16 protein-coding genes are annotated in these 20004 nt (G+C 39.4%); all 16 read left to right on the top strand.

Annotated features, from left to right (window positions below):
* Positions 1-8 precede the first annotated feature (8 nt).
* The 16 genes from LG329_RS08500 (at position 9) to prfA (ending at position 20002) form a co-directional block, all read left to right on the top strand.
* Positions 9-1148, top strand: a complete 1140-nt coding sequence (locus LG329_RS08500) for an acyl-CoA dehydrogenase (RefSeq protein ID WP_404455926.1) — start codon at positions 9-11, stop codon at positions 1146-1148.
* Between the two features lie 33 nt (positions 1149-1181).
* Entirely contained in the window at positions 1182-2117 is a 936-nt protein-coding gene (gene meaB, locus LG329_RS08495; protein ID WP_404455924.1) for a methylmalonyl Co-A mutase-associated GTPase MeaB, read from the top strand.
* Entirely contained in the window at positions 2118-2750 is a 633-nt protein-coding gene (locus LG329_RS08490; RefSeq protein ID WP_404455921.1) for a TetR/AcrR family transcriptional regulator, read from the top strand.
* 26 nt (positions 2751-2776) lie between these two features.
* On the top strand, positions 2777-6019 hold the full coding sequence (icmF, locus tag LG329_RS08485; RefSeq protein ID WP_404455918.1) for a fused isobutyryl-CoA mutase/GTPase IcmF: 3243 nt from the start codon (positions 2777-2779) through the stop codon (positions 6017-6019).
* Positions 6020-6635: 616 nt separating this feature from the next.
* Complete coding sequence (gene rpoE, locus LG329_RS08480; RefSeq protein WP_404455916.1) at positions 6636-7085, top strand: DNA-directed RNA polymerase subunit delta; 450 nt, start codon at positions 6636-6638, stop codon at positions 7083-7085.
* A gap of 169 nt (positions 7086-7254) precedes the next feature.
* Complete coding sequence (locus LG329_RS08475; RefSeq protein ID WP_404455914.1) at positions 7255-8868, top strand: CTP synthase; 1614 nt, start codon at positions 7255-7257, stop codon at positions 8866-8868.
* Between the two features lie 172 nt (positions 8869-9040).
* A complete protein-coding gene (locus LG329_RS08470; RefSeq protein WP_404455911.1) occupies positions 9041-9400 on the top strand; it encodes a response regulator in 360 nt (119 codons plus the stop codon).
* A 132-nt stretch (positions 9401-9532) separates the two neighbouring features.
* Positions 9533-10396 (top strand): class II fructose-1,6-bisphosphate aldolase, encoded by an 864-nt coding sequence (gene fba / locus LG329_RS08465; protein ID WP_404455908.1) that lies wholly within the window; start codon positions 9533-9535, stop codon positions 10394-10396.
* 86 nt (positions 10397-10482) lie between these two features.
* Complete coding sequence (fsa, locus tag LG329_RS08460; RefSeq protein ID WP_404455905.1) at positions 10483-11118, top strand: fructose-6-phosphate aldolase; 636 nt, start codon at positions 10483-10485, stop codon at positions 11116-11118.
* Positions 11119-11598: 480 nt separating this feature from the next.
* Entirely contained in the window at positions 11599-12885 is a 1287-nt protein-coding gene (locus LG329_RS08455) for a UDP-N-acetylglucosamine 1-carboxyvinyltransferase (RefSeq protein ID WP_404455903.1), read from the top strand.
* 89 nt (positions 12886-12974) lie between these two features.
* The gene (gene glpX / locus LG329_RS08450; protein ID WP_404455900.1) at positions 12975-13943 is read left to right on the top strand and encodes a class II fructose-bisphosphatase; all 969 of its coding nucleotides are present in this window, start codon (positions 12975-12977) and stop codon (positions 13941-13943) included.
* 370 nt (positions 13944-14313) lie between these two features.
* The gene (rho, locus tag LG329_RS08445) at positions 14314-15594 is read left to right on the top strand and encodes a transcription termination factor Rho (protein ID WP_404455897.1); all 1281 of its coding nucleotides are present in this window, start codon (positions 14314-14316) and stop codon (positions 15592-15594) included.
* A 321-nt stretch (positions 15595-15915) separates the two neighbouring features.
* Positions 15916-16161: a type B 50S ribosomal protein L31 gene (locus tag LG329_RS08440; protein ID WP_404455894.1), complete on the top strand. Its 246-nt coding sequence runs from the start codon at positions 15916-15918 to the stop codon at positions 16159-16161.
* Positions 16162-16515: 354 nt separating this feature from the next.
* Positions 16516-17133 (top strand): thymidine kinase, encoded by a 618-nt coding sequence (locus tag LG329_RS08435; protein WP_404455891.1) that lies wholly within the window; start codon positions 16516-16518, stop codon positions 17131-17133.
* 99 nt (positions 17134-17232) lie between these two features.
* On the top strand, positions 17233-18807 hold the full coding sequence (locus LG329_RS08430; protein WP_404455888.1) for an FMN-binding glutamate synthase family protein: 1575 nt from the start codon (positions 17233-17235) through the stop codon (positions 18805-18807).
* Positions 18808-18931: 124 nt separating this feature from the next.
* On the top strand, positions 18932-20002 hold the full coding sequence (prfA, locus tag LG329_RS08425; RefSeq protein WP_404455885.1) for a peptide chain release factor 1: 1071 nt from the start codon (positions 18932-18934) through the stop codon (positions 20000-20002).
* Positions 20003-20004 lie beyond the last annotated feature (2 nt).

The raw sequence follows: 20004 nt of genomic DNA, 5'->3' as shown, positions 1-20004 counted from the left end.
CAACAAAAATGAATTTTCAACTAACAGACGAACAAGAAATGCTACGTAAAATGGTCCGTGACTTTACAACAAAGGAAGTGGAGCCTACTGCTGCAGAGCGCGACGAAGAAGAACGCTTTGACCGCGCGATTTTTGATAAAATGGCGGAACTTGGACTAACTGGTATTCCATGGCCAGAAGAGTATGGCGGGATTGGATCAGATTATGTGAGCTATGTTATCGCAGTTGAAGAGCTTTCACGCCTTTGTGCATCAACAGGTGTAACACTTTCTGCACATATTTCACTTTGCAGCTGGCCAATCTTCACATACGGAAACGAAGAACAAAAGAAAAACTTCCTTACTCGCTTGGCCACAGGTGAAGCACTTGGAGCGTATGCATTGTCAGAGCCAGGAGCTGGCAGTGATGTAGCTTCCATGCGCACTTCTGCAAAAAAAGATGGCGATGATTACATTATAAACGGTAGCAAAGTATGGATCACAAACGGTGGTGTTGGAGATATTTATTTAGTTTTTGCAAAAACTGATGCGGATGCTAAACATAAAGGAATCAGCGCATTCATCGTGGAAAAAGGAACAGAAGGATTCACATTCGGTAAAAAGGAGAAAAAATTAGGAATCCGTTCATCTCCTACAACAGAATTAATTTTTGAAAACTGCCGTGTTCCAAAAGAAAACATGCTTGGAGCTGAAGGTGATGGCTTTAAAATTGCGATGTCAACACTCGATGGTGGACGTAATGGTATTGCGGCTCAAGCATTAGGTATTGCTCAAGGTGCACTTGATGCAGCGGTTGATTATGCGAAAGAACGCGAACAATTTGGTAAGCCAATTGCACATAACCAAGGAATTTCTTTCAAGCTGGCAGACATGGCGACAGACATAGAAGCTGCACGACTACTAACCTATCAGGCGGCATGGCTTGAATCAAATGGATTGCCGTACGGTAAACAGTCAGCTATGTCTAAACTATTTGCAGGTGATGCAGCAATGCGTATTACCGTTGAAGCGGTTCAAGTATTTGGTGGTTATGGTTATACAAAAGATTACCCAGTAGAACGCTATATGCGCGATGCAAAAATCACACAAATCTATGAAGGAACAAACGAAATCCAACGTTTAGTTATTGGAAGAATGCTAACGAAATAACTTGTCGGATGATGTAAGAAAGGATGTACCCCAATGCACACACTAGTAGAGCGGATGAAAAAACAGGATATACGAGCATTAGCTAAAGCTATTACCTTGGTTGAAAATGACCATCCTGAAAAACTATCACTATTACGTGATGTGTTTTCCATGGAAAAGCATGCGCGTCATATCGGGATTACAGGTTCTCCAGGTGCGGGAAAAAGCTCACTTGTGAATCAGTTAATCTCCCATATTCGAGCGGAAGGAAAAACAGTTGCGGTAATTGCTGTTGATCCAACTAGTCCGTTTTCTGGTGGTGCATTGTTAGGTGACCGTGTTCGAATGAACCAACATTTCACAGATGATGGGGTGTATATCAGAAGTATGGCAACCCGCGGTAGTTTAGGTGGGCTTGCACGGGCTACAAAAGATGCACTCCGGATATGTGATGCTTATGGATTTGATGTTGTTATTGTGGAGACAGTTGGTGTGGGGCAATCGGAACTCGACATTATGAAAGTAGTGGATACCACAGCATTAGTATTAACGCCAAACAGTGGCGACGTCCTGCAAATTTTCAAAGCTGGCATCATGGAAATTGCCGATTTGTTCGTGATTAACAAAGGTGATTTACCAGGCTACGGAAAGTTGAAGGCACTTTTGAAAGAGCTGGTCATGATGACAGCTACAGAGAACCACGAAAAAGCAATTATTAAAACAATCAGTACCGAGAACAAAGGCATTGATAAGCTTTGGGGAAAAATAAACGAACATCACGATTTTTTATATGCAACAGATGAAGGTGCGAAACGTCGTACCGAACAACGAAGGTTAGAAGTCTATGAACTGGTTCGGGAGGAAATATGGCGTGATGTGAAAGGCTTCATCGACACAAATGCTGATTTTTCACCAATTCATGCGGAAAGTGACCCATATCAGCAAGCGATAGATTGGTATCAAAAATGGAAAAAGGAAGGGGAATACTAAATGACCCAAAAACAAATCCTTTCTTCTGTAAAAGATCAAAACCTGATTGAAAAAAGGCGCAACCAAATGATTAAAGGAGCGATTACCCTTTTCAAAGAAAAAGGTTTTCACCGGACAACAACGCGTGAAATCGCCAAGGAGTCCGGCTTTAGCATTGGTACGCTTTATGAATATATTCGCACCAAGGAAGATGTATTATTTCTTGTCTGTGATGCGATTTATCATCAAGTGAGAGAACGCCTTGAAGCGGCGATTGACTTAAAGGATCCATCGGTGGAAAACTTTATCAATGTTGTTAAATCATATTTGCAGCTGATGGATGAAATGCAGGAAGAAGTCGTCATCATGTACCAAGAGGTTAAGTCGCTCGAAAAAGAAACAAAAGAGTACGTTCTGCAAAAGGAACGTGACATGGTAGGAATGCTTGAACGCGTTATTGTCACGTGTCTTCCAAATTCTGTTTCTGAACAGGATGCAAAGCTTTTAGCAAATAACATTTTCATTCAAGGTCAAATGTGGGGATTCAGAAGATGGATGCTGCAAAAGCAATTTACATTAGATGAATATGTTGATCGTCAAATTCATTACCTATTACAGGGGTTAAATATAACGAATAAACAGCCTATAAAATAGTTAAAAAATAGATGGGAGGCTTGATGATGGAACAAGTACAAGTTTATAAACCTACAAATCCTGTTCGATTTGTCACAGCATCAAGTTTGTTTGATGGGCATGATGCATCGATTAACATCATGCGTAGAATTCTACAAGCAAGCGGAGCAGAAGTTATTCATTTAGGACATAATCGCTCAGTTGAAGAGGTTGTCCATGCAGCAATTCAGGAGGATGCACAAGGTATCGCGATATCATCTTACCAAGGTGGTCACGTTGAATATTTTAAATACATGGTTGATTTATTAAGGGAACTCGGCGCTGACCACATTCATGTATATGGTGGCGGCGGTGGAGTAATCATCCCTCGTGAAATTAAAGAGCTTCACGAATACGGAGTATCATGGATTTTTTCTCCTGAAGATGGTCGTAAATACGGACTTCAAGGTATGATTAATCGCATGCTCGAACAATGTGATTTCATTCCGCCAATTGACGTGGAAAAAGATCAGGATAAATTAATTACAGGCGACCGTCAGGCGATGGCACGCTTTATTACTTATATGGAAAATAATGAAGTAGCGGAAGAAGACAAACAGAAGGTCCTTCAGTCACTTCAGGAAAAAACGACAAAACCTACGCCTGTATTAGGAATAACAGGTACAGGTGGTGCTGGTAAAAGTTCATTAACCGATGAATTAATCCGTCGTTATATCAATGAAATTCCGGACAAAAAAATCGCTGTAATTTCAATTGATCCTACGAAAAAGAAAACTGGTGGCGCACTATTAGGTGACCGTATTCGCATGAATGCTATCTTTACAGACCGCGTTTATATGCGTTCCCTTGCAACCCGTGATTCAAGAAGTGAGTTATCAAAAGCGATTCAGGATGTTATTGATGTTGTACGCGCATCCGGCTATGATTTTATTATTGTGGAAACAAGTGGAATCGGGCAAGGTGATGCGGCAATTACAGAAATTACAGATCTATCGATGTATGTCATGACAGCTGAGTTTGGTGCACCATCACAGCTTGAAAAAATTGACATGATTGATTTTGCTGACTTTATCGTTATTAATAAATTTGAGCAAAAAGGATCTGAAGATGCATTAAATCAGGTTCGTAAACAATATGAACGCAGCCATATGCTTTTCCACCAGGACCAAACAAAGTTCCCTGTATTTGGAACAATCGCAAGTCAATTTAATGATGCAGGAACAAACGCACTTTTTGCATCACTTATTGATACATTAAATGAAAAGTATGACTGGAGCGATGACATCGGCTTTGACCGTAACATTATCGCAGAAAAACAAAACATGATTATCACGAATGAACGCCGTCATTATTTGCGTGAGATTGGTACACATGTGCGTACTTATCATGCCAAAACGGAAAAACAAAGCGACATTGCTCGTAAATTGTTTCAACTTCAAGGTGTAAAAGAGACAATCGACGATGAAAATGTCGTGGCTACAATCGATCAAACCATTGAATCCTATGAAGAAAAGCTTGATCCTGAAGCAAAAAAAATGCTGGCTAAATGGGATGAAACACAAGACAGCTATGGCAAGGACACCATGACATTCTCTGTTCGTGATAAAGAGATTGAAATGGACATTAGCACTGAATCACTTGCCGGTATTAAAGTGCCAAAAGTGGCGTTCCCTAAGTTCACCGACTGGGGCGAGCGTTTGACATGGTTAATGAAAGAAAATGTTCCAGGTGCATTTCCATTCACTGCAGGTGTATTTCCATTTAAACGTAAAGGGGAAGACCCAACCCGCATGTTTGCTGGGGAAGGTACACCGGAACGTACAAACCGTCGTTTCCACTACCTTTCAAAGGATAGCGATGCGAAACGTTTATCAACAGCATTTGACTCAGTAACATTATATGGTGAAGACCCAGCACCACGACCGGATATTTACGGAAAAGTTGGTGAAAGTGGTGTAAGTATTTGTACATTGGAAGATATGAAAAAGCTTTATGACGGCTTTGATTTAACCAACCCAATGACATCTGTGTCCATGACAATTAACGGGCCAGCGCCAATTATCCTTGCGATGTTTTTCAATACTGCAATTGACCAGCAGGTTGATAAGTTCGTTGGGGAAAATGATCGTCAGCCAAATCAAGAAGAATATGTGAAGTTGAAAGACGAAACATTAGCGGTAGTTCGCGGTACAGTTCAAGCGGATATTTTAAAAGAAGATCAAGGGCAAAATACATGTATCTTCTCAACAGAATTTGCCTTACGTATGATGGGCGATATTCAACAGTATTTCATTGATAAAGAAGTACGTAACTACTATTCTGTATCTATTTCCGGTTACCATATTGCAGAAGCTGGTGCGAACCCAATTACACAATTAGCTTTCACATTGGCAAACGGGTTTACGTATGTCGAGTACTACCTAAGTAGAGGAATGGACATTAATAAATTTGCGCCAAACTTATCATTCTTCTTCTCAAACGGACTTGACCCAGAATATACGGTAATCGGTCGTGTAGCACGCCGTATTTGGGCAATCACCATGCGTGATAAATATGGTGCAAACGAAAGAAGTCAGAAGCTTAAGTATCATATTCAAACTTCTGGACGTTCCCTGCACGCACAAGAAATTGACTTTAATGATATTCGCACGTCGCTGCAGGCGTTATTGGCAATTCAGGACAACTGTAATTCCCTGCACACAAACTCATATGATGAAGCAATCACAACACCGACAGAAGAATCCGTACGTCGTGCGATGGCAATTCAAATGATCATTAACAAGGAATTTGGTTTGACAAAAAATGAGAATTCACTACAAGGATCATTTATTGTCGATGAATTAACAGATCTTGTCGAAGAAGCAGTTCTACAAGAATTTGAAAAAATGAACGATCGTGGCGGAGTACTTGGCGCAATGGAACGTCAATATCAACGTGGTAAAATTCAGGAAGAATCACTGTACTATGAAGGCAAAAAACACTCAGGTGAATTACCAATTGTTGGGGTAAATACGTACTTGAGTCCAAATCCACCTTCAGAAGAAGATATTGATTCCATGGAAATTGCACGTGCATCTAAAGAAGAAAAAGAACATCAAATCAACGGTGTGCACAATTTCCAAAAAACGAATGAAACACAAACCGAAGTAGCACTTACCCGCCTGAAAGAAGTAGCAGCTGGTGGCGGAAATATCTTCGTTGAACTAATGGAAACCGTAAAAGTAGCAAGCCTAGGCCAAATCACCAACGCCCTATACGAAGTCGGAGGACAGTATAGAAGGAATATGTAGTAAAGAAAGGCGGAGTGGGCTTGCCCAGCGGCGAAAAGCATAGACAAGAGACCGAAGAGAACACGGTCTTTTGTTCTCGGAGTGTCTATTGACTATGCCTCGAGCCGCTAGCCCACGCAGCTAGCCAGAAGAGAAAAGCGTAGGCGACTGGTCAGCGACGTACAGATAGATGGGACTGTGAAAGTACGGCGAATTTACCGTACATTTCATCAGGACCAACTATCTGCTAGTCGCTAGGAGCCGAAGCTAGCCAGAGAGAAAAGCGCAGGCAGGCGAATGGCGGATATATTCATGGAATGGCTAATAAATCTTCAAAACGGCGGATATAAGTATTTGGGTTGCTAGTTACAATCGGTTTTTTATTAAATAGCCGTAACTGGCAAATGAAATGTTTTGGTTTTTTACGAGTACAAAATATTGATTAATTTTAAAAGTTGAGAAAAACATATGTGTTTTCTCAACTTTTTTGTGTATTTCTCTAGCATATTTGGTATAGATTTGTTTATAATGTATGGTATGGTTATCGGAATAAGAAAATATTAACTAATAATTTTACATATAAAGGGAGTGCATTACCGTGAGCTTGAAAAAATATAGCCACGAGGAGATCTCTAAAATGTCCATGATTGAATTAGCAAATTTAATTTTATTGGATAAAAAGAAGGCAATGGACTTTAGAGATATTTTCAAAAAAATTGCAGATTTAAAAGGATTTAGTGAGAAAGAAAAAGAATCGAATATTACACAGTTTTATACAGATTTGAATATTGATGGCCGTTTTATGACAACTGGCTCTAATTTATGGGGATTAAAAACTTGGTATTCAGTTGACCAACGTGATGAAGAAGTTAAAGCAGCTCCTAAGAAAAAGAAACCAGTAAAGAAAAAAGCTAAAAAGAAAAAAGATGACTTTGAAGAAGATGAAGAAGAGTTGGATATTGTTGAAGATGATATCGAAGAATTAGATGATGATTTAGACAATTTAGACGAAGATGAAGATGATTTTGATGACGAAGATGACTTCGATGATGACGAAGACGACGATGACGAAGAGGATCAAAAATAGCACAAGTACACTTGACTTTTTTGACCCGTATGCTACAATTTTTATTGGGCTCTTGAATTTACATTTACAAAGCGTTCCCCCTGAATAGTGGGGGAGCGCTTTTCTTGTTTTATTAGAAATATTATTTCTAAAGTTTGAAATGATAAGGTATAGGAAAGAGGGATGCAACGTGACTAAATACATTTTCGTAACTGGCGGTGTAGTTTCATCGTTGGGTAAAGGAATTACAGCAGCATCTTTAGGCCGTTTGTTAAAAAATCGCGGACTGAAGGTAACTATTCAAAAATTTGATCCATACATTAACGTTGATCCTGGAACAATGAGTCCATATCAGCATGGTGAAGTTTTTGTAACAGAAGATGGCGCAGAGACCGACCTTGACCTTGGTCACTATGAGCGTTTCATCGATATTAACTTGAATAAATATAGCAATATCACCACAGGTAAGGTGTACTCTAGTGTTATTAAAAAAGAGCGTCGCGGGGACTACTTAGGTGGAACAGTTCAGGTAATTCCGCACATTACAAATGAAATTAAGGAACAGGTTTATCGTGCTGGTCAAGCTACAAAGGCTGACGTAGTTATCACAGAAATTGGAGGAACGGTTGGGGACATCGAATCTCTACCGTTTTTAGAAGCAATACGTCAAATTAAAAGTGACATTGGCCGTGAACATGTTATGTACATTCATTGTACACTGGTTCCTTATATCAAAGCTGCAGGTGAAATGAAGACAAAGCCTACCCAGCATAGTGTGAAAGAATTGCGATCATTAGGTATCCAACCTGATGCTATAGTATTGCGAACGGAGCTACCAATTAGTAAGGATATGAAAGAAAAAATTGCGTTATTCTGTGATATAAACGAACAAGCAGTTATTGAAATGCGTGATGCAGATATTCTGTATCAAGTTCCTATTGCTTTACAGGAGCAACAATTAGATCAATTAGCTTGCGATCACTTCGGATTAGCATGTCAACCAGCAGATATGGTTGAGTGGAAGGAATTGGTAAATAAAGTTCGTCATTTATCGAAAACCGTTACAATAGGATTAGTCGGAAAATATGTAGAGTTACCTGATGCATATCTATCAGTTGTAGAAGCTTTAAAACATGCAGGGTATCCTTATGACACTGATGTAACGGTTCATTGGATTAATGCAGAGAAACTAGATAAGGAAACCATTAAACAAGAGTTATCCCGTGTTGATGGAATAATTGTACCAGGTGGATTTGGAGATCGTGGAATTGAAGGTAAAATTGAAGCGGTTCGCTATGCTCGTGAGAACAATATACCATTCTTTGGTATCTGTCTCGGAATGCAGCTTGCAACGGTCGAATTTGCACGAAATGTACTAAACTTAGATGGTGCACATTCTGCGGAAATAGATCCAAACACGCCATACCCGATCATTGATTTATTACCAGAACAAAAAAATATATCAGATCTTGGTGGGACACTGAGACTTGGTATTTACCCTTGTAAATTACAAGATGGAACAAAAACAAAAGAAGCATACGGTAATGAAGACTTGGTGTATGAGCGTCATCGTCATCGTTTTGAATTTAACAATGATTTTAGACAACAAATGGAAGATAACGGGTTTATTTTTTCAGGAACCAGTCCTGATGGCCGTTTAATTGAAACGATTGAAGTAACCGATCATCCATGGTTTGTTGCATGCCAATTTCATCCAGAATTTAAATCACGCCCAACGAACCCACAATCTTTATTTAAAGGATTTATTGGTGCGGTTGTAGACATGACTAAAAATAACAAATAATATAGCTGACAAACCCGCACCTAACTAGAATGCGGGTTTTGTCGGATAGATGCCGTCGAAATTTTGGCACTAGTTTTTTATGCGAAAAAGCAGGAATAATTATACATTATAGAGAAATGTGGTAATAGGGCAACCGACTTAAAGAGAATAAAGGAAGGTTTGAATATACGAGATGAGAAAGCATATTTTAGTTGTAGATGATCAGCCTGGTATTCGTTTTTTACTAGATGAAGTATTCACAAATGAAGGGTATCAAGTAACAACAGCTAATACAGGAAAAGAAGCTTTAGATCATATTCATACGTCTACTTTTGATTTAATTATGTTAGATTACAAACTACCAATCATGGATGGGATACAAGTCCTTCATCAAATGGAAAGCGAAAAAATAATCCTTCCCGCTATTTTAATGAGCGGATTAGCGGAAGAAGCAATGCAAGAGGCGGAGTCGTGTACGTTGGTCAAGCAAGTAATGGCTAAACCATTTAATATCATGGAAGTATGCGATATTGTTAATGAAATCGTAAAGTAGAAAATTGGGGTAAATAGCGTAATCTTACATTTGCACTCTTTTGTTGCGACTTGATGCTCTAATTGGTATTCTAATACTGTAGCTAAATTAAATTAATAGGTGATCGGACTCATCTAAGAGGAGGATTTTTTCATGCCATTAGTATCAATGAAAGAAATGCTCGAGACGGGCAAAGAAAATAGTTATGCAGTTGGTCAATTCAATGTAAATAATATGGAATACGCACAAGCAATTCTTCAGGCTGCTGAAGAAGAGAAATCTCCAGTAATTTTAGGAGTTTCGGAGGGTGCGGCTAGATATATGGGTGGCTTTAAAGTAGTTGTAGCGATGGTTAAAGCACTTATGGAAGAATACGGGACTACTGTTCCTGTCGCAATTCATCTCGACCATGGTTCAAGCTTTGAAAAATGTGCCCAAGCAATTCAAGCAGGATTTACATCTGTTATGATTGACGCATCACATGATCCACTGGATGACAACATTGCCTTAACTAAAAAAGTAGTAGAATTAGCACACATCAATGGTGTTTCTGTAGAAGCAGAACTTGGCCGTGTTGGTGGACAAGAAGACGATTTAATTGTTGAAGATGCAGAAGCAGCATACGCAATCCCATCAGAATGTGAAAGACTAGTTAAAGAAACAAATGTTGATTGCTTTGCTCCAGCGTTAGGATCTGTTCATGGACCATACAAAGGTGAACCAAACCTTGGATTTGATCGCATGGAAGAAGTAATGAACCTTACAAATGTCCCACTTGTATTGCATGGTGGTACAGGCATTCCAACAAATGATATTAAACGCGCGATTTCATTAGGTAGCGCAAAAATTAATGTAAATACGGAAAACCAAATAGCACAAGCGAAAAAAATTCGCGAAGTATTAGCTGAACAACCAGAACAGTATGATCCAAGAAAATACATGGGACCTGGACGTGACGCTATTAAAGAAACAGTTATTGGCAAAATGCGCGAATTTGGTTCATCTAACCAAGCTTAAGCAGTGTCGATTATTGGCGACAGGGGTTTCCGCTTAAGACCTGGGCAGAAGATAAAAAACAACGTATGAGAGTGGGGAAATAGTATATGAAATTTTTTATTGATACAGCAAATATTGATGATATCCGTTCCGCTAATGCATTGGGTGTTTTAGCTGGTGTAACGACAAACCCAAGCCTAGTTGCAAAAGAAGGCGTATCTTTCCATGAGCGTTTAAAAGAAATTACAGAAGAAGTTTCTGGATCTGTTAGTGCAGAAGTAATTGCGGAAGATGCAGAAGGTATGATTGAAGAAGGTAAAGAATTAGCAACTATTGCACCTAACATCACGGTAAAAGTACCGATGACACTTGAAGGACTAAAAGCTGTTAAAGCATTCAGTGACTTGAATATTAAAACAAATGTAACCTTAATATTTAACGCAAACCAAGCACTTTTAGCTGCTCGTGCAGGTGCTTCATACGTTTCACCATTCCTAGGCCGTCTTGATGATATCGGACAAAACGGAATGGATCTAGTTGCAACCATTGCTGGAATCTTTGACCGTCACGGTATTGATACAGAAATTATTGCAGCATCAATCAGACATCCTCTACATGTGACTGATGCAGCACTAAATGGTGCACACATTGCAACAATTCCATATAAAGTTCTAGGTCAATTAGTGAAACATCCATTAACAGACCAAGGAATTGAAAAATTCTTAGCAGACTGGAATAAATAAGAAAAGCGAAGTGGGCTTGCCTCAGTGACGTACAAATAGATAGGAATGTGAAAAGTACGTCGAATTTCACGTACGTTCATCAGGACTAACTATTTGCTAGTCGCTAGGAGCCATAGCTAGACAAGGAAAAGCGAAGGCGACTGTCGGTTTAAAACTCAATTTGCTGATATATTTGCTGATTGGCGGATATATCTGATTAATGGCGGTTATTTTTCAAAATCAGCAGATATATTGGTAAATTGGCAGATATTGGTTTCAAATGGCCGATATTTAGGGTTGGCTGTTTGCTTCACGCTTAAAAACCTTCTAGATTTATTCTAACAGCCTGGAATGTAAGCTCTGTTCCATTTTAGGTATTAAAACTTACCAAAAACAGGAATTTATTAGAATGAATTTGGAAAAATTGTGCAACCTAAGATCAACAAATCAAACATGAGTGTTCAATAATATTTGAACAACCTCGAAAAGAGGGGTATCTAAATGCAAAAAATGTTAGTTGAAGGCGGAAATCTTTTAAAAGGTAAAGTTCGAGTTAGTGGTGCGAAAAATAGTGCAGTTGCACTTTTGCCTGCTGCCATTTTGGCTGATTCAAACGTAACGATTGAGGGGTTACCAGAAATCTCTGACGTTTACACCCTTGGAGACTTACTTGAAGAAATCGGTGGGAAAGTCGAATGGGATGGTCAAAAGGTGAGTATCGACCCTGAACACATGATTTCAATGCCATTACCAAATGGTAAGGTTAAGAAACTACGTGCATCCTATTATTTTATGGGGGCAATGTTAGGAAAGTTTAATCAAGCTGTTATTGGCTTGCCAGGTGGCTGTCATTTAGGACCTCGACCAATTGATCAGCATATTAAGGGTTTTGAAGCGCTTGGAGCAGAGGTTACGAATGAACAAGGAGCTATCTATATACGGGCAAAAGAACTGACTGGCGCACGTATATACCTTGATGTTTCCAGTGTTGGCGCAACGATTAATATTATGCTCGCAGCAGTTAAGGCAAAAGGTAGAACAGTCATTGAAAATGCAGCTAAAGAGCCAGAAATAATTGATGTTGCCACATTGTTAACCAATATGGGTGCAAAGATTAAAGGTGTTGGGACTGACGTAATTCGTATTGAAGGAGTGGATTCACTCCATGGTTGTACACATACGATTATTCCAGATCGAATTGAGGCTGGAACATATGCAATTGCGGCTGCAGCAGCTGGTAGTGAAGTGATCATTGATAACGTGATCCCGCAACATCTAGAGTCTGTTTTGGCAAAACTTCGTGAAATGGGTGTAACGGTTGAGGAAAGTGATGAACAACTTTTAATAGCCCCAAGGGGTCCATTGAAAAGTGTTGATATAAAAACGCTGGTCTACCCAGGTTTTCCGACTGATTTACAACAACCGTTTACCACATTATTAACGAAGGCGGTTAATACAGGCGTAGTAACGGATACTATTTATTCTGCTCGCTTAAAGCATATTGACGAATTAAGAAGAATGAATGCTATAATCAAAGTTGAAGGTGGATCAGCAATTGTATCCGGACCTGTTCAGCTTGAGGGTGCCCGCGTAAAAGCATCAGATTTGCGCGCTGGAGCAGCCTTAATAATTGCTGGACTTATGGCAAACGGAGTTACTGAAATCACTGGTCTAGAGCATATTGATCGTGGCTATGAAAAGATCACAGACAAATTAATCAGCCTAGGTGCAAAAGTATGGCGTGAAGAAATGTCAGATCATGAGGTAGAGCAATTTCAGAATTCCTAATAATTCATCCCTGGCCTATTTTCTAGGTCAGGTGTTGTTGTTAATTCTGATAAATTACCAAATACATAATATGAGGGAGAGAATTTATCATGGAAAGAAGTTTGACCATGGAAATAGTTCGTGTAACGGAAGCTGCTGCATTGTCCTCAGCTCGTTGGATGGGAAGAGGAAAGAAAGATGAAGCTGATGATGCAGCAACATCTGCTATGCGTGATGTTTTTGATACAATCCCGATGCAAGGAACAGTTGTTATTGGTGAAGGAGAAATGGACGAAGCACCAATGTTATACATCGGTGAAAAGCTTGGAACTGGAACTGGCCCAAGCGTCGATGTTGCAGTTGATCCGTTGGAAGGAACAAATATTGTTGCCCAAGGGACATGGAATGCATTAGCAGTTATCGCGATTGCAGACAAAGGATCCCTTTTACATGCTCCTGACATGTATATGCAAAAGCTTGCGGTCGGACCGGAATCTGTTGGGAAAGTGAACATTAACTATTCCACACTTGAAAACCTGCAAATCGTAGCAAAAGCAAAAGGGAAAGCTATAGAAGACTTAGTTGCGACTGTACTAGATCGTCCTCGCCATGCAAAGTTAATTGAAGAGATTCGTGATGCTGGAGCTAGAATTAAGCTAATCTCAGATGGTGACGTAGCTGGCGCAATGAATACAGCCTTTGATGACACTGGTGTAGATATTTTATTTGGTATCGGAGGAGCTCCAGAGGGTGTATTAGCTGCTGTAGCACTGAAGTGTCTGGGAGGAGAGCTACAAGGGAAGTTAATTCCATCAAATGATGAAGAACGTAAACGCTGTGAGAAAATGGGCGTTACTGATTTTGATAAAGTGTTAACGATGGATGATTTCTGTGGTGGAGATGACGCTATTTTCGCTGCATCAGGTGTAACAGACGGCGAATTACTAAAAGGCGTTCAATTCAAAGGTACGAAAGCAACTACCCAAACAGTTGTTATGCGTGCGAAAAGCGGAACTGTAAGGTTTATCGATGGTGAGCATAGTCTGCAAAAGAAACCAAACCTTGTCATGGAACCTTAAAATAAATAGGACTAAGGAAGCCATAAGTGATGGCTTCCTTATCTATTAATAAAACTTTTCAAAAGTCGACAAAAAATAGAGTTGAATCTTGATTATGAAACGTTTAAAATTATAGATGTTTACTAGTAGTAAAGAATGGTTAATATAGTTTATACCAATACCTTAAAGAAACTCCTACTCTAGCTTCCGACAATTCTTCCTATTTTCATGAACTTACCTTCATACTTGAAGAGGAAATCTCATTGATTACATGTTTCACTGAAGAAAAGTATGAGAAATTCACGGAATTTAGTAAAAGAAAAACCAATTATATTAATAATAGATAGTTTCTCAAAAACAGAATGTAAAAATAAATAGGCGTGGTGATTTTATGGCTGAATTAACAATATCTCATTTAGAGACCTTAACATTGAAAGATATCTATGCATTAGCGAAAGAATACAAAGTCTCTTATTATGCAAAACTAACAAAACGTGAACTTATCTTTTCTATCTTAAAAGCACAAGCAGAAAAAGATGGCTTTTTATTCATGAACGGCGTATTAGAAATTATTCCGTCAGAGGGATTTGGTTTCCTACGTCCGATTAACTACTCATCAAGTGCAGAGGATATATACATATCTGCATCACAAATCCGTCGTTTTGATTTGCGAAACGGTGACCGAGTATCTGGAAAGGTGCGTCCACCAAAGGAAAATGAAAGATATTACGGTTTATTGCACGTAGATGCAGTTAACGGTGACGATCCTGAAAGTGCGAAAGAGCGAGTTCATTTTCCAGCATTGACGGCACTATATCCAGATCGATTAATGAAATTAGAATTAGAACCAAAAAGGTTATCGACAAGAATTATTGATTTGATGACACCAGTTGGATTTGGTCAACGTGGCCTAATTGTTGCGCCTCCAAAGGCTGGTAAAACGATGCTTTTAAAAGAAATAGCGAATAGCATTTCGAAAAATCATCCAAACGCAAAGTTGATTATTTTATTAGTTGACGAGCGTCCGGAAGAGGTTACAGATATTGAGCGTTCGGTACATCCAGACGTTGACGTTGTAAGCTCAACTTTTGACGAAGTTCCTGAAAGTCATATAAAAGTATCTGAATTAGTATTGGAACGTGCAATGCGATTAGTGGAACATAAGCGTGACGTTATTGTGTTAATGGATAGTATCACAAGACTTGCTAGAGCATACAATCTTGTAATTCCACCAAGTGGTAGAACATTATCCGGTGGTATTGACCCTGCAGCATTTCACCGTCCAAAACGATTCTTTGGTGCAGCAAGAAATATTGAAGAAGGTGGAAGTTTCACCATCTTAGCAACTGCACTAGTTGATACAGGATCACGGATGGATGATGTGATTTATGAAGAATTTAAAGGAACAGGGAACATGGAATTACATCTGGACCGTAATTTGGCAGAACGTCGTATTTTCCCTGCAATCGATATATTACGATCAGGAACAAGAAAAGAAGAATTACTTGTTCCGAAATCACACCTTGATAAAATTTGGGCAATCCGTAAAACCATGCAGGATTCCTCAAGCTTTCTGGACCGCTTCTTGCGTCGTCTAAAAGGCTCGAAAAATAATGATGAATTCTTCCAACAAATGGACGAGGACATGACCAGACGAGGTACAAAAAAGTAGAAATAAAAAGCGAAGGCGACTGACCAGTGTCGTACAAATAGAAAGGCCTGTGAAAAGTACGGTGAACTTGCCGGACGTTCAACAGGACTAGCTATTTGCTAGACACTAGGAGCCGTAGCTGGATTGAATAAAAAGCAAAGGCGACAGTACAGCGATGTTGCTCGATTAAAGTGATAGATTGAATTGCGCTATCATATTGCAATTAGTACCTGATACTGGTATAATCTTTTTATGTGAGTTTCGATAAGGTAATAAACCTATGATGGCTCTTACAATAACTCTGTTTTCCAAAGGATTCAGGGCAAAAAGGAGTGTAATGACATGAAAAACAATATTCATCCGGAGTACAGAAAAGTAGTATTTCTTGATACAAGCTCAGACTTTAAGTTTCTAAGCGGGTCAACAAGAAATTCAGAAGAAACAATTGAGTGGGAAGACGGTAACTCGTACCCATTAATCCGTGTGGAAGTAAGTTCAGATTCACACCCATTCTACACAGGTAAACAAAAAGCTGACAAAGTCGGTGGCCGTGTAGACCGATTCAAGAAAAAATATAATATGAAATAAAAAGCGTTGGCGACTGATCTAGGAGCCGAAGCTGGATTTGAATATTAAGAACAGGCAAAGTGTCTATATTTTGCCTGTTTTTTACTTTTCAAATATAAGATTTCTAAGGAAATCAGTAATAACTTTGGCATTCGCTATTAAAGACATAGCGAATGCCGAGTTATTTATTAACGGATATATTCGTTCGTGTGGCGACTGATAGATTTTAATAACGGCTGGTAAATCTCGCCAATTAGTATCTGCTGTTACTAAAACATGACGAATTCCGTAACCAAAAAAAATTACCACTACATAAACTAATATATAGTGATAAAATAAGTGTAACAAGAAACACCTGTGAAAGGAGACCCTCTCATGTACGTAATGAAACAAAGTGGTTGGGTAGAAGTAATTTGCGGTAGTATGTTTTCAGGGAAATCAGAGGAATTAATTCGACGGGTCCGTCGTGCAACATATGGCAACCTATCTGTACGTGTTTTTAAGCCTGCTTTGGATAACCGGTATGCAGACGAATCAGTTGTCTCACATAATGGATCTTCCACCATTGCACGACCTGTAAATAATTCACAAGAAATACTTGAACATATTGACAGTAATGTAGATATTATCGGAATTGATGAAGTTCAGTTTTTTGACGAAAGTGTTGTCGATGTAGCGGACGAGCTTGCAAATAAGGGTATTCGCGTAATCATCGCTGGCCTTGACACTGACTTTCGCGGGGAACCATTCGGACCAATGCCAAAATTAATGGCGCTAAGTGAATCGATTACAAAACTGAATGCTATTTGCCCAGTTTGTGGATCTCCTGCAAGTCGTACACAACGCTTAATTAACGGTAAACCAGCTTCATACGACGACCCAATTATTTTAGTGGGTGCTTCAGAATCATATGAACCAAGATGTCGTCATCACCATGAGGTTCCTAATAAACCAACCAACCCCATTTTAAAAACACTATCAAATTTCAGTTAATGAAAAAGAGTGCCTCGTGCACTCTTTTTGTGTATAGTTATCCTCCAAATGAAACATCCTAAACTTAATCGACTTAGTTGTGAAAGGTAGGATGGTTAAATGAATTTGGCAGATATCATGACGATTATTGGCTTTGTGGCAGTAGCCGTGATCGTACTTGTTTTAATTATTATAGTTCTCTATGTATATTCTATTGATCGTACTCAAAAGCAGCACCCGGTTCTTCGTAATTACCCCGTTGTAGGTAGAGCGCGATATTTTTTCGAAAAAATAGGTCCAGAATTACGCCAATACTTTTTTAATAACGACAATGAGGGAAAGCCTTTTTCCAGAAGGGATTTCCAGCACATTGTAAAGAAGGCAAAATATAAACGTGATGTACTTGGCTTTGGTTCGCAACGAGACTTTGAAGCGCCAGGCTATTATGTAAGGAATTCTATGTTTCCAAAGCTTACGGAAGAATTGAAAATGGATATGGAAACAAAAGTAACCACAGACCGCTACCTCTTAATTAAGGATCCATTATTTACGGAAAGGGAAGAGCGCTTAGAAAGACATGAATCAAGTGCCTATTTATTGGATGAAGAGGATGCTATTATTATAGGTCCAAACACAAAATATCCATTCAAGCTGAGAGGCCAAATAGGTATGTCCGCAATGAGTTATGGTTCCCTTGGTGACCGAGCAATAACTGCCCTTTCGGAAGGTTTGGGAATTGCAAAAGGCGCATGGATGAATACCGGGGAAGGTGGATTATCGGATTACCATCTTAAAGGTGGCGTGGATATTATCATGCAGATTGGACCGGGTTTATTTGGTGTTCGAACTCCTGATGGTGACTTTGATTGGGATGAACTATTGGAAAAAAGCAAAATTCCGCAATTGAAAGCATTTGAGGTTAAGTTAGCGCAGGGTGCAAAAACACGCGGTGGTCATATAGATGCTGAAAAAGTTACCGAAGAAATTGCCAGAATCCGTAGAGTGGAACCATTTAAATCAATCGATAGTCCAAATAGATTTGAGGATTTCGGTGATATACCATCACTGTTTGGCTTCATCGAGCGCATCCGCGAACATACGGGCAAGCCTGTCGGTATGAAGATTGTTATTGGTAGTATTCATGAGGCAGAGGAATTGGCTAAACATATTAGGGATCTAGGACAAAGCCCAGACTTTATAACCGTTGATGGTGGTGAAGGTGGGACAGGTGCATCCTATCAGGAACTAACGGACAGTGTCGGATTACCGATTAAATCAGCACTTCCACTAGTTCATGCTGCTTTGATAAAATATGGTGTCAGAGACCGTGTAAAAATCATCGCTGCTGGGAAATTGTTTTCCCCAGATCGAGTAGCTATTGCGCTTAGTATGGGCGCAGATTTAGTAAATATTGCACGTGCATTCATGATTACAGTTGGTTGTATCCAGACATTAAAATGTGAATCGAACGTTTGCCCAGTAGGCGTTGCAACAACGGACCCTGAACTACAAAAGGCGCTGGTTATTGACGAAAAGAAATGGCGTACCGCAAACTATGTCATTACGATGCGAAAAGGACTGTTCCGGATTGCTGCAGCATCGGGACTCGATTCACCTGTACACTTTTCATCAGAACATGTCGTATTCAAAGATGATAGAGGAAAGACCTTCCCGCTGGATGAACCCAGTTCATAGGTGTAGCGAAAAATGCCGAACGTCCAAACCAAAAGCGCCAAACATTCCAACTTAACAAGTCACCTTTGACCTACATCATTTCGTATACTATAATTATACTGTTAATGAGAAAGAGGTGGCCGGATTGTTAGATCGTTTACAATCGTTAGAAGTTAGATATGATAAATTAAATCAAATGCTAAGTGATCCAGAAGTGATCAATGATACAAGCAAATTACGTGAATATTCCAAGGAACAAGCTGGATTGGAAGATGTTATCCGAGTATATCGTGAATATAAAGATGTCCGTGAACAGCTAGATGATGCCAAGGCAATGCTTGAGGATAAGCTAGATGATGAAATGCATGATATGGTCAAAGCTGAAATTTCCGAACTGGCAAAGAAACAGGAAGAGTTAGAAGACCAAATGAAACTTTTACTGTTGCCAAAAGATCCAAATGATGAAAAGAACGTTATTATGGAAGTTCGTGGTGCTGCTGGAGGCGATGAAGCGGCATTGTTTGCTGGTGATTTATACCGGATGTATTCCCGTTATGCCGAGGTTCAAGGTTGGAAGACCGAGGTAATTGAAGCTAGCTCAACTGGAGTTGGTGGATATAAGGAAATTATCTTTATGATCAGTGGTAGAGGTGCATTTTCCAAACTTAAATACGAAAATGGTGCACATCGTGTTCAACGTGTACCGGAGACAGAATCTGGTGGACGGATTCACACATCAACCGCTACTGTAGCAGTTTTGCCAGAAACGGAAGAGGTAGAGATAGAAATTCATGACAATGACATTCGTGTCGATACATTTGCATCAAGTGGACCTGGTGGACAAAGTGTTAATACGACCATGTCTGCTGTACGCCTAACACACGTGCCAACTGGTGTGGTGGTTTCCTGTCAGGATGAAAAATCTCAGATTAAAAATAAAGAAAAAGCGATGAAAGTTTTGCGTGCACGAATTTTTGATAAGTTCCAACGTGAAGCACAAGCGGAATATGATGAAACAAGAAAATCAGCAGTGGGTACTGGTGATCGTTCAGAGCGAATTCGCACGTATAACTTCCCGCAAAACCGCGTGTCAGATCATCGCATAAATTTAACTATTCAGAAGCTTGATCAAATTTTAACTGGAAAATTAGATGAGTTTATTGAAGCATTACAAATGGAAGAACAAACAAAAAAACTTGAGCAAATCGGTGAATAAGA

It is taken from the genome of Virgibacillus necropolis, from assembly GCF_044793635.1.
GTDB lineage: Bacteria > Bacillota > Bacilli > Bacillales > Amphibacillaceae > Virgibacillus_F > Virgibacillus_F necropolis_A.
The sequence above is the reverse complement of the archived record's forward strand: the minus strand, read 5'-3'. Positions and strand labels throughout refer to the sequence as shown.